General features: G+C 42.0%; 27 protein-coding genes and 2 tRNA genes. 17 read left to right on the top strand and 12 right to left on the bottom strand.

The window, feature by feature from the left end; genetic code table 11:
- Positions 1-4: 4 nt before the first annotated feature.
- The 3 genes from rluF to L4C54_RS14895 all read right to left on the bottom strand — a co-directional run bounded on the left by rluF (position 5) and on the right by L4C54_RS14895 (position 2,082).
- Positions 5-1,090: a 23S rRNA pseudouridine(2604) synthase RluF gene (rluF, locus tag L4C54_RS14885; RefSeq protein ID WP_428808790.1), complete on the bottom strand. Its 1,086-nt coding sequence runs from the start codon at positions 1,088-1,090 to the stop codon at positions 5-7.
- Positions 1,091-1,180: 90 nt separating this feature from the next.
- Positions 1,181-1,762, bottom strand: coding sequence for a DNA endonuclease SmrA (gene smrA / locus L4C54_RS14890; protein ID WP_428808791.1), 582 nt, complete (start codon positions 1,760-1,762; stop codon positions 1,181-1,183).
- Between the two features lie 179 nt (positions 1,763-1,941).
- Positions 1,942-2,082 (bottom strand): DUF3149 domain-containing protein, encoded by a 141-nt coding sequence (locus L4C54_RS14895; protein WP_428800893.1) that lies wholly within the window; start codon positions 2,080-2,082, stop codon positions 1,942-1,944.
- Between the two features lie 273 nt (positions 2,083-2,355).
- Between L4C54_RS14895 and L4C54_RS14900 the strand changes: the two genes are divergently transcribed.
- Positions 2,356-2,432: transfer RNA gene (locus L4C54_RS14900), tRNA-Pro, on the top strand.
- Positions 2,433-2,771: 339 nt separating this feature from the next.
- On the opposite strand, the gene L4C54_RS14905 is transcribed toward L4C54_RS14900, so the two are convergent.
- Entirely contained in the window at positions 2,772-3,638 is an 867-nt protein-coding gene (locus L4C54_RS14905; protein WP_428808792.1) for a TraB/GumN family protein, read from the bottom strand.
- Between the two features lie 503 nt (positions 3,639-4,141).
- Between L4C54_RS14905 and L4C54_RS14910 the strand changes: the two genes are divergently transcribed.
- Entirely contained in the window at positions 4,142-4,882 is a 741-nt protein-coding gene (locus L4C54_RS14910) for an oligogalacturonate-specific porin KdgM family protein (protein WP_428808793.1), read from the top strand.
- 95 nt (positions 4,883-4,977) lie between these two features.
- On the opposite strand, the gene L4C54_RS14915 is transcribed toward L4C54_RS14910, so the two are convergent.
- Positions 4,978-5,418, bottom strand: coding sequence for a DUF411 domain-containing protein (locus tag L4C54_RS14915; protein ID WP_428808794.1), 441 nt, complete (start codon positions 5,416-5,418; stop codon positions 4,978-4,980).
- 8 nt (positions 5,419-5,426) lie between these two features.
- Positions 5,427-8,174, bottom strand: a complete 2,748-nt coding sequence (locus tag L4C54_RS14920; protein WP_428808795.1) for a heavy metal translocating P-type ATPase — start codon at positions 8,172-8,174, stop codon at positions 5,427-5,429.
- Between the two features lie 527 nt (positions 8,175-8,701).
- Here L4C54_RS14920 and L4C54_RS14925 point away from each other — a divergent pair.
- The 3 genes from L4C54_RS14925 (at position 8,702) to gltX (ending at position 12,105) form a co-directional block, all read left to right on the top strand.
- Positions 8,702-9,799, top strand: a complete 1,098-nt coding sequence (locus L4C54_RS14925; RefSeq protein ID WP_428808796.1) for a porin — start codon at positions 8,702-8,704, stop codon at positions 9,797-9,799.
- 73 nt (positions 9,800-9,872) lie between these two features.
- Complete coding sequence (locus tag L4C54_RS14930) at positions 9,873-10,526, top strand: DUF2057 family protein (RefSeq protein ID WP_428808797.1); 654 nt, start codon at positions 9,873-9,875, stop codon at positions 10,524-10,526.
- Between the two features lie 148 nt (positions 10,527-10,674).
- Complete coding sequence (gene gltX / locus L4C54_RS14935) at positions 10,675-12,105, top strand: glutamate--tRNA ligase (RefSeq protein ID WP_428808798.1); 1,431 nt, start codon at positions 10,675-10,677, stop codon at positions 12,103-12,105.
- Between the two features lie 72 nt (positions 12,106-12,177).
- On the opposite strand, the gene L4C54_RS14940 is transcribed toward gltX, so the two are convergent.
- From L4C54_RS14940 to L4C54_RS14950, 3 genes are all read right to left on the bottom strand, one after another.
- Positions 12,178-12,684 (bottom strand): Fe3+-citrate ABC transporter substrate-binding protein, encoded by a 507-nt coding sequence (locus L4C54_RS14940; RefSeq protein WP_428808799.1) that lies wholly within the window; start codon positions 12,682-12,684, stop codon positions 12,178-12,180.
- 165 nt (positions 12,685-12,849) lie between these two features.
- Positions 12,850-12,926: transfer RNA gene (locus tag L4C54_RS14945), tRNA-Arg, on the bottom strand.
- A 38-nt stretch (positions 12,927-12,964) separates the two neighbouring features.
- Complete coding sequence (locus tag L4C54_RS14950; protein WP_428808800.1) at positions 12,965-14,098, bottom strand: flagellar assembly protein FlgT; 1,134 nt, start codon at positions 14,096-14,098, stop codon at positions 12,965-12,967.
- Positions 14,099-14,295: 197 nt separating this feature from the next.
- Here L4C54_RS14950 and L4C54_RS14955 point away from each other — a divergent pair, with 197 nt between their 5' ends.
- Positions 14,296-14,931: a FlgO family outer membrane protein gene (locus L4C54_RS14955; protein ID WP_428800882.1), complete on the top strand. Its 636-nt coding sequence runs from the start codon at positions 14,296-14,298 to the stop codon at positions 14,929-14,931.
- A gap of 9 nt (positions 14,932-14,940) precedes the next feature.
- On the top strand, positions 14,941-15,372 hold the full coding sequence (flgP, locus tag L4C54_RS14960; RefSeq protein ID WP_428800881.1) for a flagellar assembly lipoprotein FlgP: 432 nt from the start codon (positions 14,941-14,943) through the stop codon (positions 15,370-15,372).
- 223 nt (positions 15,373-15,595) lie between these two features.
- On the opposite strand, the gene L4C54_RS14965 is transcribed toward flgP, so the two are convergent.
- From L4C54_RS14965 to flgA, 3 genes are all read right to left on the bottom strand, one after another.
- Complete coding sequence (locus tag L4C54_RS14965; RefSeq protein WP_428808801.1) at positions 15,596-16,021, bottom strand: flagella synthesis protein FlgN; 426 nt, start codon at positions 16,019-16,021, stop codon at positions 15,596-15,598.
- A gap of 80 nt (positions 16,022-16,101) precedes the next feature.
- Entirely contained in the window at positions 16,102-16,419 is a 318-nt protein-coding gene (gene flgM / locus L4C54_RS14970; protein ID WP_428800879.1) for a flagellar biosynthesis anti-sigma factor FlgM, read from the bottom strand.
- A gap of 105 nt (positions 16,420-16,524) precedes the next feature.
- Positions 16,525-17,271: a flagellar basal body P-ring formation chaperone FlgA gene (flgA, locus tag L4C54_RS14975; RefSeq protein ID WP_428808802.1), complete on the bottom strand. Its 747-nt coding sequence runs from the start codon at positions 17,269-17,271 to the stop codon at positions 16,525-16,527.
- Between the two features lie 76 nt (positions 17,272-17,347).
- Here flgA and L4C54_RS14980 point away from each other — a divergent pair, with 76 nt between their 5' ends.
- From L4C54_RS14980 to L4C54_RS15025, 10 genes are all read left to right on the top strand, one after another.
- A complete protein-coding gene (locus L4C54_RS14980; RefSeq protein ID WP_428800877.1) occupies positions 17,348-18,274 on the top strand; it encodes a chemotaxis protein CheV in 927 nt (308 codons plus the stop codon).
- An 11-nt stretch (positions 18,275-18,285) separates the two neighbouring features.
- A complete protein-coding gene (locus L4C54_RS14985; protein ID WP_428800876.1) occupies positions 18,286-19,113 on the top strand; it encodes a protein-glutamate O-methyltransferase in 828 nt (275 codons plus the stop codon).
- A 381-nt stretch (positions 19,114-19,494) separates the two neighbouring features.
- Complete coding sequence (gene flgB, locus L4C54_RS14990) at positions 19,495-19,893, top strand: flagellar basal body rod protein FlgB (RefSeq protein WP_102403234.1); 399 nt, start codon at positions 19,495-19,497, stop codon at positions 19,891-19,893.
- Positions 19,894-20,310, top strand: a complete 417-nt coding sequence (gene flgC, locus L4C54_RS14995) for a flagellar basal body rod protein FlgC (protein WP_102403233.1) — start codon at positions 19,894-19,896, stop codon at positions 20,308-20,310. It abuts the gene before it with no gap.
- Between the two features lie 17 nt (positions 20,311-20,327).
- The gene (gene flgD, locus L4C54_RS15000; protein ID WP_428800875.1) at positions 20,328-21,035 is read left to right on the top strand and encodes a flagellar hook assembly protein FlgD; all 708 of its coding nucleotides are present in this window, start codon (positions 20,328-20,330) and stop codon (positions 21,033-21,035) included.
- Positions 21,036-21,063: 28 nt separating this feature from the next.
- Positions 21,064-22,362: a flagellar hook protein FlgE gene (flgE, locus tag L4C54_RS15005; protein WP_428808803.1), complete on the top strand. Its 1,299-nt coding sequence runs from the start codon at positions 21,064-21,066 to the stop codon at positions 22,360-22,362.
- A 200-nt stretch (positions 22,363-22,562) separates the two neighbouring features.
- Positions 22,563-23,312 (top strand): flagellar basal body rod protein FlgF, encoded by a 750-nt coding sequence (locus L4C54_RS15010; RefSeq protein ID WP_428800873.1) that lies wholly within the window; start codon positions 22,563-22,565, stop codon positions 23,310-23,312.
- 21 nt (positions 23,313-23,333) lie between these two features.
- The gene (gene flgG / locus L4C54_RS15015; RefSeq protein WP_428800872.1) at positions 23,334-24,122 is read left to right on the top strand and encodes a flagellar basal-body rod protein FlgG; all 789 of its coding nucleotides are present in this window, start codon (positions 23,334-23,336) and stop codon (positions 24,120-24,122) included.
- Positions 24,123-24,171: 49 nt separating this feature from the next.
- The gene (gene flgH / locus L4C54_RS15020) at positions 24,172-24,951 is read left to right on the top strand and encodes a flagellar basal body L-ring protein FlgH (protein WP_428800871.1); all 780 of its coding nucleotides are present in this window, start codon (positions 24,172-24,174) and stop codon (positions 24,949-24,951) included.
- 92 nt (positions 24,952-25,043) lie between these two features.
- Positions 25,044-26,132 (top strand): flagellar basal body P-ring protein FlgI, encoded by a 1,089-nt coding sequence (locus L4C54_RS15025; RefSeq protein WP_428800870.1) that lies wholly within the window; start codon positions 25,044-25,046, stop codon positions 26,130-26,132.
- Position 26,133: the final 1 nt, after the last annotated feature.

Below are 26,133 nucleotides of genomic sequence, written 5' to 3' on the forward strand. Positions count from 1 at the left end.
GACTCTATTTTTTTAGACTCAATGTTCCAGATTTACGTTGGTGAGGCGCTGAGCCGCTGCTTTGAGAGCGTTCACTGCTTGCCTCACGTTCCGGTCTGACTGGCGCTTTGCCGTGGAAGTTTCTTTTTCCTTTATTTGAATTTGGCGCATGGCGAAACTCATCGGCATTGTTGCCTCTAAAGGTACGAGTTTTTTGATTACGTCTCGCGGTGCTTGTTTGATTCTCTTCACGACTATCAAACAACTTAGCATCAGTTGCACGACGAATACGTATGCCTTTAGCGTCGTTCTTAGATGCATCTTCTGTCCCGCTTGAATCTTCACACATAGCATGAATTTCATTTACTTCGGCATCACTTAGGTAGCGCCACTTACCGTTTGGAATATCGTCAATCGAGATGTTCATGATGCGTACGCGGCGAAGTTTAAAGACTTCATAGCCAAGCTCTTCACACATACGGCGAATTTGGCGGTTAAGACCTTGTGTCAGCACAATACGGAAAGAGAATTTGGTCTCTTTAATCACTTTACAAGGTAGCGTAACGGTATCAAGAATATGAACACCCGCAGCCATGTGCGTTAAGAAGGCATCGGTAATCGGTTTGTCGACACGAACCACATACTCTTTTTCATGATTATTGCCTGCACGTAAGATCTTATTAACAATGTCACCATCGTTAGTTAGAAAGATAAGACCATCAGAAGGTTTATCTAGGCGACCAATAGGGAAGATGCGTTTGTGGTGGCCGATAAAGTCGACAATATTACCCGGAATATCACGCTCAGTCGTACAGGTGATCCCTGTCGGTTTGTTTAGTGCGATATAGATAGGTTTCTCTTTTGAACGAACGGGTTTGTGATCGATACAAACATCATCACCAGAGAGAACCTTAGTTCCCATTTCTGGAATTTTACCGTTGATAGTGACTCGACCTTGCTCAATCAGTCTGTCGGCTTCTCTGCGTGAGCAAAAACCTGTTTCGCTGATAAATTTGTTTAGGCGTTTCCCATCAGCTTGAGTTTGGGGGTTGCTTTGATGAGCAGATGAATCTTTTTTGAATGTAGACGATTCTTTTTTAAATGTAGACATAGTGACCTCGTTACGTTTCACAACGGATTAATGTTAAGCAATACGATACGCTGCTTATTTATTGGGCGGAGTGTATCATTTAGTTGAAAGTTATCCCATTCGTTTTTGATGACGCTCTCGATTCTCGGTTTTTTTATCATCACTTTTTCTAAGCATGACATAGATAGCACCAGACCCACCGTGTAGTTGCTGCGCACTATGCGCACACTGAACGTCTTTTATTTGTGTCATCCAGCTTGCGATGTGGCTTTTCATTAACGCTGGTGGGTTCGACTGTGCGCCTTTTCCATGCACAATGAGGACAGTGCGTATATCCCAGCGCAAGCACTGTTTGAGAAACTTAACCACTTCTTCTCGCGCTTCTTTGAGTGTTTTTTTATGCAGGTCTAATTTGGCTTGAATCGGGTATTTTCCAAGGCGGAGCTTTTTGTACACGCCGTGCTGAATACCATCTTGCTTATATTCAATGATATCTTCAGGTTTAATTAGCGGAGCGTAATCAATAGAAAGGTACTCAGGATCATCTTCGGTTAACCAGATTGCCGCTTGCTGTTTTATTTGCTGGCCAACAGAGACACAATGTTTCTTCTTTAGCTCTGTAGTGTCGTGAGTAATGGGCTTTACATCTCCCATCATTTCTTGGAAAAGTGAAAAATCGTCATCATGAGACATAAGTGAATCCCCAATAATCAATATTATTGAGAAGATTAATTTGGATAGAGTAGGGTGTCTAGGGAAATTTGATCAATAGAAAACGGAGTAGGTGAGGTGTCTACTCCGTTAGATAAATAGGATTTCTTTGCTAGTACTATCAATGCACCCTAATTTATTTCAGTTCGTACTTTATCTCTCTAGCTAGGCTCTTCGTCTTTATAGATCTTGTAAATGAAATAACCCGTGTAGAAAAGCATAAGGCTTATGGTGATAAAGATGACTATCATTGATGATAAGCCAACTGCGTTGCCAAATAAGAGCTGTAGCCAAAAGTCCATAATCTATTCCTTATAGATAAATATGCATCAATGTTACGTAGAGGTTAACGAATGCTTACTGATCTAGATCAATACCTATACAGGTGATGAATGAATGATTTAGGTGTTGTGTTTTTGGTCACATTTAAGCGGATTAATTGGGTGATTGATAAAAGTTGGATGGTAATTAATCGAACGGTTTTATTTTTCAAAAAAAAGCCTCAAATGGCTTGCGTTAACTTAGATAATCAGTAATATACGCATCCGTTGACAGCGAGAAGCTGAACAACATCTCGGTGAATAGCGCAGCTTGGTAGCGCATCTGGTTTGGGACCAGAGGGTCGGGGGTTCGAATCCCTCTTCACCGACCATATTAAAGAAACCGCAACAGCAATGTTGCGGTTTTTTGCGTTTAAGCTTGATAGAAATTATTGAGTACCTGTTTGCGAAAAGAGGATCGGGGGTTCCCTTTGGTTTAAACGAAAGCCTCTTCACCGACCACATTAAAAAATCCGCAACAGAAATGTTGCGGATTTTTGCGTTTTAGCTTGATAGTAATTATCGAGTATTTGTTTGCGAAAAGAGGCTCGGGGGTTCCTTGTGGTTTAAACGAAAGCCTCTTCACCGGCACATTAGATAAGCCGCAGCAGAAATGTTGCGGATTTTTGCGTTTTAGCTCGGTTGTAATTATTCAACAACTCATCGAAATACTACAGAAACTCACATTTTACAGATTCGCTATTAGAGCGTTTCTCGATTGAAAACCCACGGCTTTCTAACTCATTCATTAAATTGCCTTTTCCTACTAGGTGAAGCGTTCCCACTACGACTAAATACTGTCCTGAATCGTCACCTAGAAAAACAGTGCCGTTGAGTTTGTTGGCCCAGTCTTTATTCCGGTCGGTAATAAACAGGCGTTCAAAGTCTTCTGAAAACTCACTGGTAGCAGCAAACTCTAATAAATTTTCAGAATCTCCGGCTTTCCAGCTATCAATAAGGCATCCGGTCATTTTTTCAGTTTGATGGTATTCATCAAGAGCGGCGAAAAGTAGCTCTTCTCCGTCATTTGGTAAGTTCGCGATGAGGTCTATTTGAAATTGAAGTGGTTCGAGACCAATAATGGGGGTTTCTTGTAACGCCGCTTTATATAGAAGCTTATGATCCACGCCCTGACTTGGCTTATAACCTAACAAGTTAAGTTTACCCATCTGTATAGCCAATGCTGCATTCCAAGGCGGTAGGTTCATTAGGGTTGCCTCGGCAACATTGAGCTCTTTGCTTATCATTCGTAACTTAGCCAACTGAGTGCCAGTTACGATATCTTTTACTGCATCTTGATTAACCGGGTATTTAATATCATTAGTTTTTCTTGTGTCGGTCTCTAGAATTAACCCATCGCTATGTTCCAAAAACACCATAATCTCTGTAGGTAGTGGATACATGCTTTCGTTTCCAACATGAATTGAGCCTAAAATCATTAGCTCTTTATTTCCCTTCTTAGCTAACCAGTAAAGAGGCTCGCTGATTGCAAATGAACTAAACAACAGAAGTAAGAGAACAGCGGAAAATAAACGCATGATATGGCACCAATAATGAAATTTTATGACTGATGAAAGAATAACGACAGAAGCATGAGATTCCAAGGACTGAACATAATCACACAGTTAATGATTGAAAGGGTATGGATTGATACAGCCACCAGAAACAGGCGATCTCATTAAAAGGGTGATCAATACAGTGTAATTGTGACTAAAGACTCTCAGAACAGTCAAAGCAGATAAAACTAGTGTGATCGAATAGGCTGTTTCTGTCATTTATCTCATCAATTTAACGATCAATATCACATCATGTTTTTTTATATCTTTTTTTAACTGAGTAACTTATTGATTTCTTAGTCTTAATTTGCGACGCATATCAAGGTAGTGAGCTAGATCACCGTATTAATACAATTTATTTTTCAATGCGAATTAAATCATGCACTATCTGTCTCAAGCCAGGAAGGCAACCCCAATTAACGACTTGATGGTGAGTGATTTACCAAGAATAAAGTCGTAACTCAATTTTAAAAAGGCAGTTAATTATGAAAAAAATTATCGCTCTAAGCGCTCTTTCTCTTGCTTTCGCTTCAAGTGCATTCGCTGGTTCTTCTTACGTTACTGGTAACGTGCAATTCCACAGTGATGACCTACACGGTTCAAAATCGACGTCTACACTAGAAGCTGGCCATACGTTCGACAACCAGTTTGGCGGCCTTACTGTTTACACTGAGTTTGATGGTATTCAACTAGGTGAACTAACAACTGATCGATTAGAAGTTGGCTCTGTCAAAACTAATGGTTCTTCTGCTAACCCTTACATCACTGTTGGTGGTGAGCAATCTTTCTCAATCAATGACAACCTTTGGGTTGCTGCTGGTTACCAACACCTTATTCACGAAGGTGACACAGTTCAGTACCGCCCATTAGTTAAAATCGGTTACAACTTCGATAACGGTATCTCTATCAGTAACCGTACTCGTGCTCACATTGATGAAGGCGACGCGAAGACTGATTACCGCATGGATAACCGCATTGCTTACACAATTAACGAAGACGTAGCAGTAAGCTACAACAACGTTTATGTGATTGCTAACAATGAAACATTCGATGGAACTAGCGACACTAAGCAAGACACTATGGATCACGAGCTACGTGCAACTTGGACTCGTAACGGTGTACAGCCATACGCTGAGTTCCGTAGCCAAGCCAATGGTGCTAACTACGAAAATGGCGATAAGAAGCAAAACAATGCATTCGTAATCGGTGCAGCTTACGGCTTCTAATCAAGCTTTAAAGTTTAGTTTGTCCAAACTAAAGTCCTAATTAAAGAGCCTAGCAATTTGCTAGGCTCTTTTTTGTTGCATGAAATCTGTTTTAATTAATTTCCTTCATGGTGTCGGTATTCAAAAACCTGACCCTTATCATTAAAGGCGTATACCGAGTAAGCGTCTTGCTTATCGCCATACTCCATACCCGGAGATCCCATTGGCATCCCCGGAACCGCTAGACCTTTGGCATTCTTAGGTGGGTTTTCTAAAAATGATTGGATATCTTCAGCTGGTATATGCCCTTCGAATACATAGCCATCAATCTCAGCGGTATGACAAGAAGCGAGCTTTGGCGTAATACCAAACTTCTCTTTAATTGGGTTCATATTCTCGTGCAGCTCCTCTTTTACAGTAAAGCCGGCTTCTTCCATATGCGTTGTCCAGTCACCACAGCAGCCACAGTAAGGCGACTTATGATTAATAACATCCGCAGCGAGGACATTAGCAGAGAAGGTTGTGATGAGTGCTAGTGTGAGTGTTTGTAATTTCATAATGACCTCTATGATTTGAAACTAGGTTTAAATAGTCGTAAGCGATTAGCATTACTAACGACGGTAATTGAGGAAAGCGCCATTGCCGCACCAGCAACAACGGGACTCAATAAAAAACCAAAGGCAGGGAAGAGTACACCTGCGGCTATTGGGATACCTAGCGAGTTATAAATAAACGCACCAAAAAGATTCTGTTTGATATTGCGAACGGTCGCCTTAGATAGATCAATAGCATTAACAACAGCAAGGGGGGAGGAGTTTAAAAGCGTCATTTGAGCGCTCTCAATCGCCACATCACTGCCACTTCCCATCGCGATTCCCATATCAGCTTGTGCAAGAGCTGGTGCGTCATTAACGCCATCTCCAACCATCGCCACTTTACTGCCATCTGCCTGAAGGTGAGTAATATGTAAGGCTTTTTCATCAGGCAGGACTTGTGAGATAACACTATCAATGCCCAGTTCAATTGCAATCGCTCGAGCAACAGCTTGGTTATCGCCAGTTAGCATTACTGTTTTGATCTGCTGTTGTTTTAGTGCTGCAATCGCGGCTTTCGCATCTTCTTTAATAGAGTCAGAAAGGGCGATAACGCCAATGAGCTTATCATTTAGGCTAACAGCTATTTGCGTCCAAGCGTTCTCTTGGCACTGCTTGATAGCATTTTTAGCCTCATCAATGTTTATCTGCTGTGACTCTATATAAGAGAGTGAACCCACAATCAATGATTGGTTGTTTAGCTTGGCGGTTACCCCTTCTCCTTTTAGATTTTGGAAGTTTTCAATCTCAAAGGCGGAAATATTTAAAGCAGTTGCTCGTTTACTGATGGATTTTGCCAGTGGATGTTCAGAGTGTCGTTCTGCACTGTATGCGTTTTGAAGTAGTTCACTTTCTGTCACACCAAAGGCGAACAGCTTTTGAACCTCGGGAGTACCTTGTGTCAACGTCCCCGTTTTATCAAATACAACTGTGGTAATTTTGCTTGCGGTTTGAAGAACATCAGCATCCCGAATTAAGATTCCCATTTCGGCTGCTTTTCCAACTCCAACGGTCACGGACAGTGGCGTTGCAAGCCCAAGTGCACAAGGGCAAGCAATAATAAGGACAGTCGTCGCGACAATGAGCATGTAGCTTAGTTTTGGTTCTGGGCCAAAAAAGTACCACATAGAGACTGCAACTAATGCAATGGCAATGACAATCGGTACGAAAATCGAGGAGATTTGATCGGCAAGTTTGGCGATTTCTGACTTACTGCTTTGTGCTCGGCGAACCAGTTGAATGATTCGAGCAAGCATAGTGTCTGAGCCTACACCTGTTGCGGCTATGGTTAAACTACCATCTTGATTCAAAGTGCCGGCCGATACATTATCGTTAATCTGTTTTAATGCCGGAATCGATTCACCAGTTAGCATTGCTTCATCTAAATAGGACTCACCGCTAAGTACGATGCCATCAACCGGTATTTTTTCACCGGGGCGAATCCTTAATACCATGCTTTTTTGAATCGCTTCAACTGCAATACTCTCATCACCTTTTTCGGTTACCAGTGTGGCGGTTTGTGGCTGAAGATTAATCAACGCTTGCAGAGATTGTGTGGTTTTGGCTTTTGCCTTTACTTCTATATAGTGACCTAGAGATATTAAACCAAGAATCATCGCAGTCGCTTCGAAATAGACGTGCCGAGCATTTTCAGGAAACCAAAACGGCACCAACACCATCAGCATTGAATAAAGCCAAGCAGCACCTGTACCTAAAGAGACCAAGCTGTCCATCGTTGCACGACGGTGAGTGAGGGCTTTATAAGCATTAACATAGAAAGAACGGCCAGAAGTCGCCATTAAGAGCAGGCATAAAAGGCCAATCGCTCCCCAAACAATCTGATCGCCAACTGAGCGAATCATCATATTCCCACCAAGCATGCCCCAAATCATTAAAGGCCCACCAATTAATAGAGCATAGAATGATGCGTTTTTATGGACTTGCTTTGCGTGTTCTAGGTGAAGTTTCTGTTTCTCTTGAGCTGAGAGCGGGTCATCAATAACTTCAGCGTTATATCCTGCTTGTTTAATAGCAAGAATTATGGCTTTTTGAGTTGAAATTGAAGAGTCTGACACTTCGATAATAGCGCTTTGCTCTGCAAGATTAACCTGCACTTGTTCGACAAAGCTTACTGAGTGGAGCGACTTCTCAACAGAGGAAACACAACTTGCACAGGTCATTCCGGTAAGGGATAGATGAATAGAATCGAAGTGGTGTGTAGAGGCTTGTTTGACTGTTTCCGGTACCGTTTTATTTGAAGGCTTATTTATACCTTCGCTAGAGTGAGCTTCGCCGCTGCTCTTTCCCATGCTGGTTTCGTTAGCTTGTGCCGCATCCTCTATTTGTTGGGCACTGAATCCAAGTGAAGAAACTAGCGATTTTACCTCACTGCTCTCTATAATCGAATTAACAGTGAGGTGATCTTTGGTGACTGTGAATTCAGCGATGGTATTTTGCTGTTCAAGCAGTTGTTTGAGTTTTCCTACACAACGTCCACAACTTAATCCCGACAACTTATAATGAAGCTGTTGTCCCGCTTGATAACCGAGAGCTTGGATAATAACCACGAGTTGACGGTATGACGCTTCTGATTCAAGAGTGATCAGGTCCTTTGTCAGTTCATGGGTAATAATTTGGTGCTCTTCCGCTATAGCTTGCTCAACTTTTCGAGCGCAACCCAGACAGTTTAAACCGATTAAGGGTATTTGATACCGATTCATCCCAACATCCTCACTTTCTATCACTGCAAATAAGCATAAACCTTTCCTTAAGGGGAAGGTCAAGCAGAAGAATCATCGTTATTTGCATCATGTCGGCACCACTGAAATGTCATATCACTGTCAGGGTATAAGTCATTGATATGAGATCAAGGTCAATATTTAAACGTGGTGAATATCAAAAGCTAAATAAATACAAAAAAACGATGTGACATTGATCGTCTAAATAGCGAAATTTCAATCGGTTAGTGTGATGTTGATTAGTGGTCTTAAAGTTTGTTAAAAATTAAGTGATTTTATAACTGGGTTAAACTGTTGAATTTAAATGATTTATGTTTTTTTTGATGGCTTTAGTTTGAAGTGTGTCGTAAAAAAAATGGGTTTATTTTTTATTGAAAAAGAAGTTTGCGATATTTGCCCTGTCCATGAAAAGCAGCGCAACGTTAGGCAGCTATTTGGTCCAGTAGTTCCAAGCGTTGCAAATAAAATTATAAATAAAACTCCTATTAATTAGGGAAGGGTTACTAACAATGAAAAATGTATTTAAGAAGTCTCTAGTAGGCGCAGCAGTGTTGATGGCAACAGGTGCAGCAAACGCATATATGATTGGCGACGCAAACGACGCTAACGTTGAAGTATATGGTGTTGTTTCAATCTCGGCTGTAGATTACGGTTCAAAATCATTTGATCAAGATGAAACAAATGCAGCTCTTAGAGAGCAAGTAACAGATACTGGTTTTGCACTAGAAAATGAATCACGAGTTGGTTTTCGTGCTGCAAAAACAATGACTGACTCTGTAACTGCATTTATGCAAATTGAATCAGGTTGGGTTCTAGATGATGGTGCTAAGCTTGGTAATCGTGATACGTTCGTAGGTCTACGTGGTGACGAGTGGGGTTCTGTACGCTTTGGTCGTATGCTAACACCACTATATGAGTTAGTGGATTGGCCGTACTCTGCATCGAACTTGGGAATGACTTACGACCGTGGTTGGAGAGCAGGTGAGCGCTTCAACTTTGACCGTAAGAGCCAAATGGGTCGTTACGACTCTCCACTATTCGGTGACATGGTTAAATTCAGCCTAGCTGGCGGTAACGGCAGTGAAAATCATAAAGACTCGAACTTCTTCGGTGGCTCTGTTTCTGTAACTCCTGTTGATATGCTTACTTTACACGCAGCATTTGAAAACGCCGAAGGTACTAATTTTGATGATGGGCTAGTTGGTGATACTGATGCTTACTTTGCGGGCTTCGAATTACGCCCAATGGATAACTTTAATATCTTAGGTTCTTATAAGACAGGCTCATTTGATGCTGATGTAACTGCGTCAACTTCTGCTGATTACAAAGAGCGTGATATTGATGCTTACTCAGTACAAGCTAACTACTACATGGGTGCAATGAACTTCCGTGTGGGTTACGCAGATCAAACTGGTGAGACTGATAATGTGAAAGATAAAACATTAGACTTCTCAACTATTTCAGGTGAAGTTGGTTACTCATTTAACTCAGTATATACATTTGTTCGTATCGCACAGCAGAGCGGTACATATCGTGAAGGTAATGGTTACATCGGAACTGACTACGATGATCTAATGATCCGCGTTGGTACTGAGTGGGTATTCTAATCCAAGTTTAATCAGTATATTGTTTTGGCGGACTTTGTGTCCGCCTTTGTTGTTTTTGTCTTTTGGAGAAATCATGAAAAAGCTCGCCGTACTATCTTTGGCTCTATGCAGCGTTTTTGCTCACGCGAAAACGACTATTCAAACTGATTCACGTGTGGAAATATTGGCGGTTAACCAAGAAATCAATCAGATAGCGAATAAAGGTAAAGGTGATCTACAAATTGAAAATGGTCAAAATCAGTTGCTCGTTCGTGTAACGGCAATGATTGATACCAATGGCGGTAAAGAGAAATTTAATTCATCTCCGTTAGTTGTCACGTTTGATGTTAGTGATGAAACGCTGTTGTTAGAAACTCCATTTGCTATTCGCGATCAGCGCGCAGTAAATAAATATACTGCTAATCCAACGCTTAAAATTACAAGCAATGGTCAGGAAATCTCAGCTTCTACAGATGTTATTACAAATGAAACATTCGCTCTAATTAAAGATTACGATGCAATGCTTGCAAGTTATAACCAATCAAACGGAGTCGCAGCAATTACGACATCGGCCGCTGTTACTGCCGCATCAACGCCTAAGCCTGTCACGCTACCAGAAATTGAAGCACCGAAGAAGCAGACGAACCCCGTTGTTAAACCAAGCTCTCTACAAACTGATTTCTTAGCGATGACACCAGATCAGCGCCAAGAGTTTGTTTCTTGGGCCGTCAAAAACCTAAATAACTAACAGTTAAGTTAGTTGGATTACAATTAAGTTCTCATTGTGATTGTAGTTCTACTGATCAGTGCTAAAATAATGCGCAAATTTTAGCACTAATGAGCGCCTATTTAAGCTCGTTAGTCTAGTAGTCATCAAGACAATCAAGGTATTTTAAATGACGGTTAAAACGCGTTTTGCTCCTAGCCCTACTGGCTATCTTCATGTTGGTGGTGCTCGTACTGCACTTTACTCTTGGCTTTTCGCTAAAAACCAGGGCGGTGAATTCGTACTGCGTATTGAAGACACTGACTTAGAGCGTAACTCTCAAGAAGCCGTTGATGCGATCTTAGAAGGCATGACGTGGATGGGTTTAGAGTGGAATGAAGGTCCTTACTACCAATCAAAGCGCTTTGACCGTTACAACGAAATGGTTGATACACTTCTTGCTAATGACAAAGCGTACAAGTGTTACGCATCGAAAGAGTTGTTAGATGAAATCCGTGCTGAGCAAGAAGCGAATAAAGAGATGGCTCGCTACAATGCTAGTCACCCGAAAGTGATTGCGGCGAATGAAGCAGCAAGCGAAGACGATGCTTGTGTTATCCGCTTCCGTAACCCGAAAGAAGGCAGTGTCGTATTTGAAGATCAAATCCGTGGCCGTATTGAAATCGCTAACAGCCAACTGGATGATTTGATCATTCGTCGTACCGATGGTGCACCGACTTATAACTTCGTTGTTGTTGTTGATGACTGGGATATGGGTATTACCCACGTTGTTCGTGGTGAAGATCACATTAACAACACACCTCGTCAAATTAACATCTACGAAGCACTAGGCGCACCCGTTCCAACATTCGCTCACTGTGCAATGATTCTAGGTGATGATGGTGCGAAGCTTTCTAAGCGTCATGGCGCCGTGTCGGTAATGCAATACCGTGATGAAGGTTACCTTCCAAATGCACTTAATAACTACCTAGTTCGTTTAGGTTGGTCTCACGGTGACCAAGAGATTTTCTCTCAAGAAGAGATGATTAACTTGTTTACGCTAGATGCAATCAGCAAGTCGGCTTCAGCATTCAACACTGAAAAGCTTCTTTGGTTGAACAATCACTACATTAAGACTTCTGAGCCTGAATACGTTGCAGAATATCTGCAGTGGCATTTAGATGAGCAGAAGATTGATATCTCAAATGGTCCTGCTATTACAGAAGTAATTAAACTTGTTGGTGAGCGTTGTAACACTCTGATTGAGCTTGCAGAACAATCTCGTTATTTCTACGAAGACTTCTCTGAGTTTGAAGCTGGCGCTGCGAAGAAACATCTACGTGGTGTTGCTAAAGGTCCACTAGAGTTAGCACTTGCTAAAGTTGAAGCACTAGAAGACTTTACGACAGTGAACATCAAAGAAGGTGTGATTGCTGCGGTATGTGAAGAGCTAGAGATCGGCATGGGTAAAATCGGCATGCCACTTCGTGTCGCAGTAACTGGCGGTGGACAATCTCCATCGGTTGATGCTGTTATCGAGCTTATCGGTAAAGAGCGTGTAATTGCTCGTATCAAGATGGCGCTAGCGTTCATTGCCGAGCGTGAAGCTAACGCTCAATAAGTCTGTCTTATTGAATCATAGAACCGCAGTCTGAAGAGATTGCGGTTTTTTGTGTTTAAGGGGGAATAGGAATTATTTCAAGTCAATACTGTTTAGACGGCCCATAAACTCCAATATTTCAAGGTTACCTTTATTAGCCTCCAGCAGGGCTTTTTTGGTCTTGCTGTAAGCGCCTAAACGGCCATGCTTACTGATTGAGCAGACGACACTTCGATAAACTAACTTCCCATAACTGTCATAAGTTCGCCAAGCCGCAATATAACACTCATCTTTTTTATTTGGTTCATCTCGTGTCGGGCGAGGCTTGAAAATAATCTTAGGCTCTACTGAATGTGGTAAGCGAGTCATTAAGTAGGGGTCTTTAAGCAAGCGACGCCAAAACTTCCCCCACATCTCACTGCCGAGTTCATTGCGAAGCTTAATTGCTTTCTTCAGACCTTTCTTCTCACCAATGCGAACATACCCAACAGAGCGATGTAGAACGGAATCGTCAGGGGCGTGGATATGAATTTTATACGCTGTCTTGGCTTTTGAGATAAAGCGGTGGCCAGTATTCGTAATTAGATTGCTTTTCTTCATTATCTTATGATTAGTTGTAATGTTGGTGGCTGCTGTACAGTAAATACCTTAGCGAATTGTTAAACAGTCTACTTCAATCATAGTTGCTAAAATCAGAGCAGTGTGAGGATTTTATAAGGAATAAAAATGCCTTAGTAACATAAGCGACTAAGGCATTGTTTTATTTGGCGCTCTCTGTAGGATTTGAACCTACGACCTGCCCCTTAGGAGGGGGCTGCGCTATCCGGCTGTGCCAAGAGAGCATGTTCTAGAGTTGGTTTATGGTGTAGACAACACAGTCTTATAAGATTTTGTGCATAACATCACCAATTTGAATACTGCCAGCTAACTCTTGTTGATCAATTTTCAATTCAGCTTCGTGTTCATAGACTCGTGATACCGTCAAAGTAATATCGCTTTGTGAGACCTTATTTCTAGGTAAGCCATTTTGGTCAATGAAGGATCCAGTGTGCCAAAGTTGCAATTGGTCTCCCTCTTGCACACCATGTAAACGGCCCAAATCGATGGTGACTAAATTACCAAAGCGAGCAACAACTTCAGGTAAACTGATTTTGCATGACACTTCAGACTCTAAATCCAGCATGATATTACGGCTTACACGAAGCATCATCTCACCATAGGTAGAGGCCCAAAAACGAGCACTCTTGGTATCTATTTGACTTGTTTTCGCGAAAGGCCACTTAGCCACTTCTCGATAATTTCGGTTATAAACTTCATGACCTGTTTTGCCATCAAATATTTGCATTTCTAGTGCAAACTGACGGTTTATTACATCGTCCCGTATTAAGTTTTTCTCAACCGTTGCTGTTAGATCTGTGATTACACCACCAAGAATATATTGGGCACCGGTGTCTTGAGCTATCATTTTCAAACGTTCTGGGAAGCGTTTGCTGATCTCATAGTCGGTTGTACCAACAGAAACGAAGCTTGAAGATTCTTGATCAAGCTGACGATTAATTACGTGGGCAAAATCATCACCAACACGATATATTTGGCCCATGACCGCTTGTTGGGGAGCGGCAAGATCAATGTTGCCGACTAAAAATGTCTTTTTATATTGGCTAACATGGCAACCTGTTGCCGATGGGTATATATCAATCCGGGCACGAACAAACATGACATTTTTTCTAACTCGTTGCTCTTCAACTAAAACGTAACGTACTTCATGGTTTGTGAATTGATACTCTTTCTTACTGCTTTCTAAAAAGGGCCTTAGATTACTAATACTGCCTATATCTGCCCCTGAAAAGCTCACCGCCTTAAAAATGGCGTCTTCTAGCGCATGAACTCTCGCCACCTCTTCCGATGAGACAACGGTAGATACCCCGGTCACTTCATACCATGCTGCATGTACTGTTGTAGTAAGCATCAACGAGTAAAGCATTGAAAATATAAGAATAATGTTTTTTTTCATTGTAATTCGCCGTTTGGGTATAAATATTGCACTTTATTTACTAGCTGATTTAGGTGTTGCCTTTCTTTTTCGTAGCAGAGTTAGAAAAGCAAGGAATGTTCCACTTTTTATGAATTGCAGAATGTATTAATGAAGAAGTTCATTGAGTTCTGAATAGCGAACATTTCAAGGCCTTAGTATATCTGGAGATTAAGATAATGAAAAAATGGTTATTGCTAGCACCAGTGGTATTTTTGACCGCCTGTGCCTACGGCCCAATTTATAATGGTAAAGAACCCTATTCTGGTTCTCAGTTTATGTTGATGGAAAGCCCACGTCATACAATGGACTTTTTCGTTGAGAGTATGACCGATGACCTCGTTATATCAAATACTAGTGTATCGGCACGAACCCCTATTGCGGTGACATCGTTTGTCGATTTACAGAATATGGACACAACGAACTGGTTAGGTAATTCGGTTTCCGAAGGATTTATACATCAGTTCCAACGTCGCGGGTTTAAAGTTGTTGATTTCAAAACAACAGGATCAATCCAAGTGACACAGCAAGGTGACTTTGCATTTAGTCGAGATTGGAAAGATCTCGCTCAAGAGCAGGAGATTCAATACATACTCACTGGCACTATGCTGCGCCAAGAGGGCGGAGTTCTAGTCAATGCCCGAGTCGTTGGTATGCAGTCACGAGTGGTTGTTGCCACTGCGCAAGGCTTCTTACCTGCGGATCGTATTGGTCGAGATCTTGATACGTTGAATTCAATGCGAACAGAAGACGGTGTGCTGATTCGTTCTGACCCAACGATGACGTCATCACATACTGTGATATTACGTCCTTAGGAGCTGATCATGAGTAAATGGATAATAATGCTTACGGCATTGATGATGGTTGGTTGTCAGCCCCTACAGAGCATGCGCGATGACCATTGGTTAACAGCAGTCGGTTATGCCAGTATTGGTGAGCAAAAAGGAACGAATGCTGAAGAGAAGCAAGTCCGTGCCATGCGAGCATCGAAAATTGATGCGTATAGAGAGCTAGCTGAACAGGTCTATGGTATGCGAGTTAGTGGACGAGCCGATCTTAAAGATCAGCGTTTAGGCACAGAGCGCACATCTGGTGCTGTGGATGGTGTTATCCGTGGTGCGGAAGTTGTGAGAAGCTATAAAGTCGGTGATAGTTACGTGACTGAGCTAAGGCTTGATATTGAAAAGATGGATCAGCTCAGAAGCTACGGTGATGTCCAGCAAGTGCCAGAAAAAAGACAGCAGACTCTTTTCTAACGTATTAAAGTACTATTTGTTGTTAGATTGTTCTCCAGACATGAAGAGCTATAGCTTTGATCAATTATGAGTCTATTGATGGCATTAAAAAACGGCAATGTTAATTGCCGTTTTTTGTGTCTGACGTTTAGGGGCAAGCTAAGTCGCTAATTAACGAAACAGGTAACTAGGTGAGCAAATAGCTACTTAGTGAGCAGATAGCTACTTAGTGGACAAATAGCTATTAAGCCTTAATATTCGTGCCTAATGTTGAAAGGGTGTGGGTTTGGCCGCAGGCATTATAGGTCATGCCTATTTTACCGTGACTTTGCTGCATCATATTATTTAGTTTGTTATAGCTTAGTTGAGCACGTTGCAGTGCCTCGCCATTAACTAGGTTAGCTTCTTGACAGTCATGAATAATGGAGCGAATTTGACTAACGATCTGTTTTAGGTGCTCATCTTCTGTAAGGCTAGAAACATCTGGATGAGTACTTATACGTTGATCCGTTTGCTGTAATTGATTTATTAAGGTGACTTTCTCTTTTGCTAATTGTTCTATATCGGTTGAGACGCGTTGAGTAATAGCCACTTTTTCTAGTGAAAGTAGCGCTGACAGGTCATTTGCATTTTTTAGTTGGAATTCGACCAAACTCGCGAGTGCTGCCATATTCTAGTGTCTCTTGCCAATAACTTTATAAACCAAATTTTAAACGATTAGTTTGAACAGGGTTTATAAAATACTATTCATTAAAAACCGCCAAGCTCTTTTTCAAACTTGATCATATTGTCTGCCAGTTTTTCTGAATCAACGGTATATGAGCCATTCGCAATCGCTTCTTTAATTGCAGCTACTTTTGCTGAGTCAAAACTAGGCTGTGTTGCCATTTGATTGTGCATCTCACCGATCTCTTTACCTTGCTTACTAAGAGAAACTGCGTCTTGTTTAGAACCACTCGATTTATCGGTAGATTCTGTCCTGCTCGATGCATTAGATTCAGTACGATTAGCGTTGCGCGTTGACGATGTCATCGTATGCCCGCTTCGTATGTTATCTATACCTGCCATATGTTAGCCTTTTTTTAAATAAGAACCTGTACAGTCACTATCGACTATCATCACAATTACTTTAGTACTTTTACACCTTTAAAAGGGAAAAACATTTAAACGTGACTAGAATTGAACCGTAACCTCACCGATTCCGGTTACTCTTCCTTCAATTATACGGTTGGATTTGGTATTTTTCACCCTAATCTGCTCCCCAGCTGCGCCATCTGATAGAGCGGTACCTCTGGTTGTGATCGTCATCCCGCCTTTATTTGCCTTTATCATGACTGTTTCATTTCTACAAACGACACAAATATCCCGATCTTGAATAACACTGCCAACATTAAGGTTTCTTTTTACTTTTGCACCAACGACCATATTTACAGAGGAAAAACCTTGCCGACGAAAACGGTGTAGGTCTACCATACTAATAGTTACATCATTAGCGGTGATAATTTGGCCTCGGTTTAGTGGCGAAGCTAGCGTGACTTGTGGGCCAAGTGTCGTCAGCCTGACGGGAACGTAGAGCCTCCAGTTATCTTCTTGGCACTCGACTAAAACGGTGATGTTGCTAGATTGGCTGTTGAGTGTAGAAGAGGAAGTCTGCAAAGGGGTAGGGCAATCAGTGGCAAAAACTCGAGAGTCAATATTTGCTGCAGATACTTGTAATTCGCCTCCAGCAGGTCGTTCTATATGATTAAGTATATAATTTTCGGCACTTTGTTGTATGGCCTCAATTTGTTCATTTGTCGCTGATTGAGCAAAAAAACTAAATAAAACCAATAAAAAGCAGATAGACTTGCAATAAAATGTATAGAAAGCTCTACACTTAGTTATGGTAACTAAATACCAATGTGATTTAGAATATATCATTCTGTTTCTCTGGTTTTACATAGCCTGCAGTAGACTAACACTTTTTGGGATAAAAGTTTGATATGGAGATGAGCTTATGACCGGTATTCTTGATTCAGTGAATCAGCGTACACAACTTGTCGGTCAAAACCGATTGGAACTACTGACGTTCAGACTAATGGGACGTCAACGTTATGGTATTAACGTATTCAAAGTAAAAGAGGTCCTTCAGTGTCCGAAACTTACTTCAATGCCAAATTTACACCCTCTGGTTAAGGGGGTTGCTCATATCCGTGGTCAAACCATTTCTGTTATCGACTTAAGTCTCGCTATTGGTGGAAGACCAACGACGGATATCGATAAGTGCTTCGTTGTTATTTCTGAATTTAATCGTACTATTCAAGGCTTCCTTGTTAGCTCAGTCGAGCGCATTATTAATATGCATTGGGAGTCGATTTTACCGCCACCAGATGGTGCGGGTAAGGCAAACTACTTAACTGCCGTTACCAATATCGACAATGAACTTGTTGAGATCCTTGATGTTGAGAAAATTCTTGCAGAAATCGCGCCAGTTGATGAGCAAATGGATGAATCCATTGGTCAAGATATTGCCGAAGCTGAAGCAGAAAAAGAGATTGTACGTAGAATTCTCATTGCCGATGATTCAACTGTTGCACGTAAGCAGGTTGAAAGGGCTATTGTTTCAATAGGTTTTGAAGCTGTATCTGTTAAAGATGGCAAAGAAGCGTATGATAAGCTTGTAGAAATGGCCGCTGAGGGAAGTATTTATGATCAAATTTCCTTGGTTATTTCAGATATCGAAATGCCAGAGATGGATGGTTACACCCTAACGGCCGAAGTTCGCCGTAACCCTGACCTTAAAGATCTGTATGTGATCTTACACTCATCGTTAAGTGGTGTCTTTAACCAAGCGATGGTTGAGCGGGTGGGTGCCAATGCATTTATCGCTAAGTTTAACCCAGATGAATTGGGTAATGCGGTTAAAACTGCGCTAACAAAATAAAAGAGATATTAATGACAGCGATAACAATAAGCGATCAAGAGTATCGTGATTTCAGCCGCTTTTTGGAATCTCAGTGTGGTATCGTTTTAGGCGATAGCAAGCAATACCTAGTGAGAAGCCGTCTTAGCCCTTTAGTGACTAAGTTTAGTGTTGGCTCACTGTCTGACCTATTACGTGATGTCGTCACTGGGCGAAATCGAGATTTGCGTGTTGCCGCTGTTGATGCGATGACGACAAACGAAACCCTATGGTTCCGTGATACTTATCCGTTCGCTGTGTTGTCTGAAAAATTGTTGCCGGAAGTTGCCGCTAATAAGAGGCCGATTAAAATTTGGTCTGCGGCTAGTTCATCAGGTCAAGAGCCTTATTCTATGGCAATGACCATTTTAGAAACTCAGCAACGTAAGCCTGGCATGCTGCCAAATGTTGCCATTACCGCAACGGATATTTCAGCGACTATGCTCGATATGTGTCGTGCTGGTGTCTACGACAACTTGGCACTTGGTCGAGGCCTATCGCCAGAGCGTCGTCGTACTTTCTTTGAAGATGCTGGTGATGGTCGCATGAAAGTAAAAGATAACGTAAAGCGATTGGTAAATTTTCGCCCGCAAAACTTAATGGAAAGCTACGCACTCATTGGTAAGTTTGACATCATATTTTGCCGAAATGTATTAATTTACTTTTCACCGGATATGAAATCACAAGTGCTTAATCAGATGGCGAATAGCTTAAACCCAGGTGGCTACTTGTTGTTAGGTGCCTCTGAGTCACTGACTGGCTTAACCGACCGTTTTGAAATGGTGCGTTGTAATCCGGGCATCATTTATAAGTTGAAGTAGTGTTGACTATTTACTACGAAGCCCAGTTTTTTAACTGGGCTTTCTTATATCGAGCTTTACCTTTTATCTAACTTTGAACTTTACTTTACCTCTTTAAGAGCTTTTCATTTCCTCCCTTGCTTGTTTATCTTCTATCCACTTCGTTTCTACTTCCTATTTGCCTGATGTGTTATATTTTAAGTGAGACATTCCAAATCTTATTCGGACCAACTAATGCTGATACACATTATGCGGTCTGTTAATTGCAGAGCCCTTCTTACAAACGGTTTTTGCACCAAAGGTAGTTAGGATTCAAGTAAATTGTAGAAGCACCTTTAAAGTTGGTATACAAATTGCTTTTAATCTTAGTAGTAACAGTCAGTTCTTTGAGTTGAGGCAATTATGGCTATTTCTTTTGACAATGCTTTAGGTATTCACCAACACACCGTTGGGGTCCGTGAGCGCAATGCTGAGGTGATTTCCACCAATATCGCACAAGCGAACACACCTGGGTTTAAATCAAAAGGAATGGATTTCAATAAAGCACTGCAGGCGGCAACGTCGGGGGCAAGTATTGGTCTTAGTCGTACAGATAGTCGGCATATCTCTGCCTCAACAAAGGTGACAGGGGAAAGCTTATATCGCATTCCAACACAACCTGATACCGGTGACGGTAATACGGTAGATGTAGATTTAGAGCGTAATTTGTTTATGCAAAATCAAATCAGACACCAAGCGTCACTCGACTTCTTAGGAAGTAAATTCAAGAACTTAACAAAAGCAATCAAGGGGAGTAACTAGATGAGTTTATTCAATGTATTCAATGTGACAGGTTCTGCGATGAGCGCTGAATCCGTTCGCCTAAATACAACTTCTAGTAACCTTGCCAATGCGGACAGTATCTCTAGCTCAGCAAAAGATACGTATAAAGCACGTCACGCAGTGTTTGGTGCAGAGTTAAGTAAGGCACGTTATAACCGCGATCATACTGTGCCGGTGAAAGTAATGGGTATTGTTGAAAGTGATAAACCGCTGGATGCTGAATATAACCCTGATCATCCATTAGCAAACGACGAAGGCTATATCTATAAGCCAAACGTCAACGTAATGGAAGAAATGGCAAACATGATTTCTGCTTCTCGTTCATACCAAACGAATGTGCAAGTAGCGGATGCAAGTAAACAAATGCTGCTGCGAACGCTGCAGATGGGTCAATAAGGATAAGGAGGTAGCGAATGGCTGGAATAAATAACGTTGGTCAAAGCGGCTTGTCCTATGTTGATCAGCTTAAATCACTTCAAGACCAGAAGAAGCCTGAGGAAACAGGTGGTAAGCAAGATCTGAATCAAGAGGACTTCTTATCACTACTCACCAAGCAACTGGCTCAACAAGACCCTTTTAAGCCGGTCAGTAATGATCAAATGATTGCGCAAATGGCTTCATTTGCAACCGTTGATGGTATCGGAAAAATGAACACTCAATTTGAGAGTTTGAACTCTTCGATGACATCAAACCAAGCTCTACAAGCATCCTCTTTGGTTGGCCGAGATGTATTGGTACCAGGAGCTGCTGGCGTGAAAGACGACGGCGCTGCAATGTCGGCAATGGTTAAGCTTCCTCAATCAGTAGAGAACTTATTTGTTCGTATTGAAAATGAAGCAGGACAATTGCTGCGTACGTTCGAAGTAGGGGCTAAACCTACTGGCGACAGCAAAGTTGAATGGGACGGTAACGACGATAACGGTAACCCATTGCCGGGTGGCAAATACAAGGTGAGAGCCTCTGGATTGCTAGATGGAGAAAATCGCGAGTTTGAAGTATCAACTTATGCGAACGTGAATAGCGTACTTCTCGGTAAAGGTGATGGTAACGTACTGCTCAATCTAGCTGGTTTTGAATCGCCAGTTCGACTTGCTGAAGTACTAGAAGTTGGCAAAGCATAACTATGCTAGCTAGATAGGAGATATTGGAATGTCATATGTATCATTAAGTGGTTTATCCGCTTCTCAATTAGATTTGAATACAACCAGTAATAACATTGCCAACGCCAACACGTTTGGTTTTAAAGAATCTCGTGCAGAGTTCGGTGATGTTTATTCAACCTCAATCTTTACCAATGCTAAAACCACCCCAGGTAAAGGTGTTCAGGCAAACAAGGTTGCGCAGCAGTTCCACGAAGGGTCGAGTATTTATACGAACAACCCTCTGGATTTACGAGTGTCGGGAACGGGCTTTTTCGCCGTGACAAAAGATAGAATGGCACCGCAACAAAATGAAATGACACGAAACGGTGCATTCCATTTAAATAAAGACAATTACATTGTTAATGCCAATGATCAGTACCTTCTTGGGTATCAAGTAAATAAAGACACTGGTGAAGTTCTTTCTTATGAGCCAGAACCGCTAGCTATTCCTGCAGAGTTTGGTAAACCTAAGCAAACCAGTGCGATTGAAGTAGGGGCTAACTTACCTGCTAACGGCGATCTTAAAGATCCTGCGTTATTTGATATTAGTGACCCAGACACTTATAACCGTTCAACATCAACCACTATTTATGATTCGATGGGTCAATCTTACAAGTTATCTACCTACTACTTGAAAGATATGACTCAACCTAACACGTGGAATAAATACTACAGTGTGACCGATTCTGAAGGTGAAAAGCCGCTCAATATTGCTGGTGGTGATGCTGCATCTCCAACTGGCCATATTGGACATACCATGAAGTTCAATAACGATGGTACTTTAGCTGCTCTGAATGGTGGCAATAACATTTTGACTGACACTTTCGAAACCGCAGGTATTAACCTAAATGGTGCGGATGGTACTCAGGTATTAGGTTTTGATTTAGATGGTGCGACGCAATTCGCCGCTCCGTTTGAAATTACTAAGACACACCAAGATGGCGCTACAACAGGCTTCCTAACTAAGATAGATTTTGATGAATACGGTAGCGTATTAGGCACTTATTCTAATGGTCAAAATGTCACTCTAGGTCGAGTTGGGATGGTTCGTGTTGCCAATGAGCAAGGTCTTGATAAGAAAGGCGGAACTCAGTGGGATTCAACACAGTTCTCAGGTGAGAAAATCTGGGGTGAATCAGGCAAAGGATCATTTGGTTCAATCAATAATGGCGCACTAGAGCAATCTAACATTGATATGACCCAAGAGCTAGTTGACCTAATTTCGGCTCAGCGTAATTTCCAAGCGAACTCACGTGCGCTAGAAGTCCATAGTCAACTACAGCAAAATATTCTGCAAATTCGTTAACGATTTCGTTTACGCAATGATCAGAAATACCAAACCAGCGGCAATGTTGGTTTGGTATTGTTGCCTTTCCTCTGCGGCAACAAACGGCAAATCCTTTCATTATTACCTTTCCATTATCGTAACTCATTGATTTAATGTTAATTAAAACTTGGCACGTCTATTGCTTTTAACTAATTGAACATTGGTTATTGGAGCACATTATGGATCGCACTCTTTACCTCGCTATGAGTGGCGCAAAGCAGAACATGCAAGCGCTACAGCTACGAGCAAACAACTTGGCAAACGTCAGTACTACTGGTTTTCGTGCTGATTTAGCGCAAGCTCGCTCAATGCAGGCTTACGGTGAAGGTCTTCCAACTCGTGTATTCAGTATGACTGAACGACCAGGGCAAAACTTTGCCCAAGGTAGTGTGATTACCACTGGCCGAGATCTAGATGTGACGGTTCAAGGTGATGGCTGGATCTCTGTAATGGATAAAACCGGCAAAGAAGGTTTAACCCGTAACGGCAATCTTAAAATCGATCAAAATGGATTATTAACGAACGCTTCAGGGCATCTTGTGCTAGGTGAAACGGGCGCACCGATTACACTTCCTATTCCAATTAGTAAGGTCGAGATAGGTAATGACGGAACTATTTCTGTCGTGCCTCAAGGGGCACCAGCTGATGCCATGGAAATTGTCGATCGCATTAAATTAACTCAAACCAATAACCGATCTCTGTTCAAAGATATTAACGGTCTTTTTCGTTCGAAAGAGCCTAATGCGGCATACGAAGCGGATGCCAATGTAAAGCTGCTCACAGGCGCTATAGAAGGCAGTAACGTCAACGCTGTCGGCGAAATGACAAGCCTGATTGACTTGCAAAGACAGTTTGAAATGCAAGTCAAAATGATGAGCACAGCGGAAGAGATGGATAAATCGTCCGACTCTCTGCTTCGTATGAGCTAATAAGAATTTAAGGAGACTGTTATGCATCCGGCATTATGGGTAAGTAAAACGGGATTGGACGCTCAACAAACCAATATCTCGACAATTTCAAATAACCTAGCAAACGCATCAACGGTAGGTTACAAAAAAAGCCGTGCGGTTTTTGAAGATCTGTTTTATCAGAATATCAATCAACCCGGTGGCCAGTCGTCTCAAAATACTGAGCTTCCAAGTGGATTAATGCTTGGTGCGGGTTCAAAGGTTGTGGCAACCCAAAAGGTCCACACCCAAGGTAATACTCAAACGACGACTAACAGCTTAGACATGATGGTTGAAGGTGATGGTTTTTTCCAAATCCTAATGCCTGATGGAAACATCGGTTATACGCGAAATGGTCAGTTTACCGTCAATGATGAAGGCGCAATTGTCACTTCCGGAGCTGGATATACGCTAGAGCCTGAAATCATCATTCCAGACGATGCGATTAGTATTACTGTCGGAACCGATGGTGAAGTATCAGTAAATGTCCGTGGTCAGCAAGATAACCAAGTACTCGGTCAAATCACCACAGTCGACTTTATCAACCCTGGTGGTCTTGAGCCAATTGGTCAAAACCTTTACTTACCAACTGGCGCAAGTGGCGACCCTCAAGAAGGCGTTCCTGGACTTGATGGGTTTGGTTCGGTAAGGCAGTCAATGCTCGAAACTTCGAACGTTAACGTAACCGAAGAGCTTGTGAATATGATTGAAGCTCAACGTGTGTACGAGATGAACTCGAAAGTTATCTCAGCAGTGGACAAAATGATGAGCTTTGTTAACCAACAGCTCTAAGCCATTTACCTTAAGTAATTTACCTTTAGCCTAGAACGAGGTTATCAGCATGATTCGCATACTTAGCGTTTTACCAATTCTACTAATGAGTGGCTGCGTGATGATGGATCCACCCATTGAAACACCGGATGTTGTTCAAGGAACAACAACTGTTGATGCAGTGGAAGGGGATAAGTCTTCAGAAGAAAGCTCAGGCTTAGTTGATTCCTTGCGTGGCAGAAATGATCCGCTTGCAGGAGATCCCGCTTGGGCACCGATTCATCCTAAACATGCACCAGAGCACTATGCAGCGGAAACGGGCTCACTGTTTAATCTAAATACGGTTAGCAGTTTATATGATGATTCTAAACCTCGCGGCATTGGCGATATTATTACCGTTACACTGGATGAAAAGACCAAAGCAGCAAAAAGTTCGGATGCCGATCTGTCTAAGAACAACGATGCTAGTATGGACCCATTAGAAGTTGGTGGGCGACCTCTTAATATTGGTGACTATGACTTCTCATACAATTTAAGTAACGATAATAATTTCAGTGGCAGTGCTGCGGCAAATCAGAGTAACAGCTTATCTGGCTCGATTACCGTTGAAGTTATCGAGGTACTCGCTAACGGTAACCTTATTATTCGTGGTGAGAAATGGTTAACCTTAAATACTGGCGATGAGTACATTCGTTTGAGCGGGACCATTCGTCCAGATGATATCGACTTTGATAACACGATTGCTTCAAACCGAATTTCAAATGCTCGAATTCAGTATTCAGGAACCGGAACGAATCAAGATATGCAAGAACCTGGATTCTTGGCACGATTCTTTAATGTATCTTTGTAACTTTATTAGAAAGTCGTTTTTTTGGCTAAATACTGATTAATACAATTAGTCTAATAATCGATACAGCGTTTACAAAGTTTAAGGGTTACCAAATGAAGAAGTACTCTCTATTACTCATCAGCATGATGTTAATCGTGACCAGCGCTCAAGCTGCACGAATTAAAGATGTTTCGCAAATAGCGGGTGTTCGTAGTAACCAATTAGTGGGTTACGGTTTGGTAACTGGTCTTCCGGGTACTGGCGAATCAACTCCCTTCACTGATCAAAGCTTCAATGCCATGTTGCAAAACTTTGGCATTCAATTGCCACCAGGCACAAAACCGAAAACGAAAAATGTTGCCGCTGTCATCGTGACAGCAGAGATGCCAGCATTTACTAAGCAGGGCCAGACAGTTGATGTCACCGTGTCATCGATTGGTTCGGCAAAAAGTCTTCGAGGCGGAACCTTGATGCAGACCTTTATGAAAGGTCTAGATGGTCAAGTTTACGCCGTTGCTCAAGGTAACTTGGTCGTCAGTGGCTTTAGTGCCAGCGGTGCTGATGGTTCAAAGATTGTTGGTAACAACCCTACAGCAGGCATGATTTCTAGCGGCGCTATCGTTGAGCGAGAGATCCCAACTCCTTTCAGTCGTGGTGACTACATCACATTTAATCTTCTTGAGTCTGACTTTACTACAGCGCAACGAATGGCGGATGCGGTTAATAACTTTCTTGGACCGCAAATGGCATCGGCGATTGATGCAACCTCTGTGAGAGTGCGAGCACCAAGAGATGTTAGCCAGCGTGTTGCTTTTCTATCTGCGGTTGAGAATATTGAATTTAACCCTGCGGATGGTTCAGCAAAAATCATTGTCAATTCGCGTACAGGGACCATCGTTGTTGGTAAACATGTTCGTCTAAAACCTGCCGCTGTTACGCATGGTGGTATGACCGTAGCAATTAAAGAAAACTTAAATGTTAGCCAAGGAAACCCATTTGGTGGAGAAACGGTTGTTGTTCCAGATACAGATATCGAGGTAACAGAACAGCAGGGGAAAATGTTTAAGTTTGAACCGGGCTTGACCTTGGATGATTTGGTTAGAGCTGTTAACCAAGTGGGCGCAGCTCCTTCTGATTTAATGGCTATTCTTCAGGCACTTAAACAAGCTGGTGCGATTGAAGGTCAACTGATCATTATTTAAG

Source organism: Vibrio lamellibrachiae (assembly GCF_050337265.1).
In the GTDB taxonomy this organism is placed as follows: Bacteria; Pseudomonadota; Gammaproteobacteria; order Enterobacterales; family Vibrionaceae; genus Vibrio; species Vibrio kyushuensis.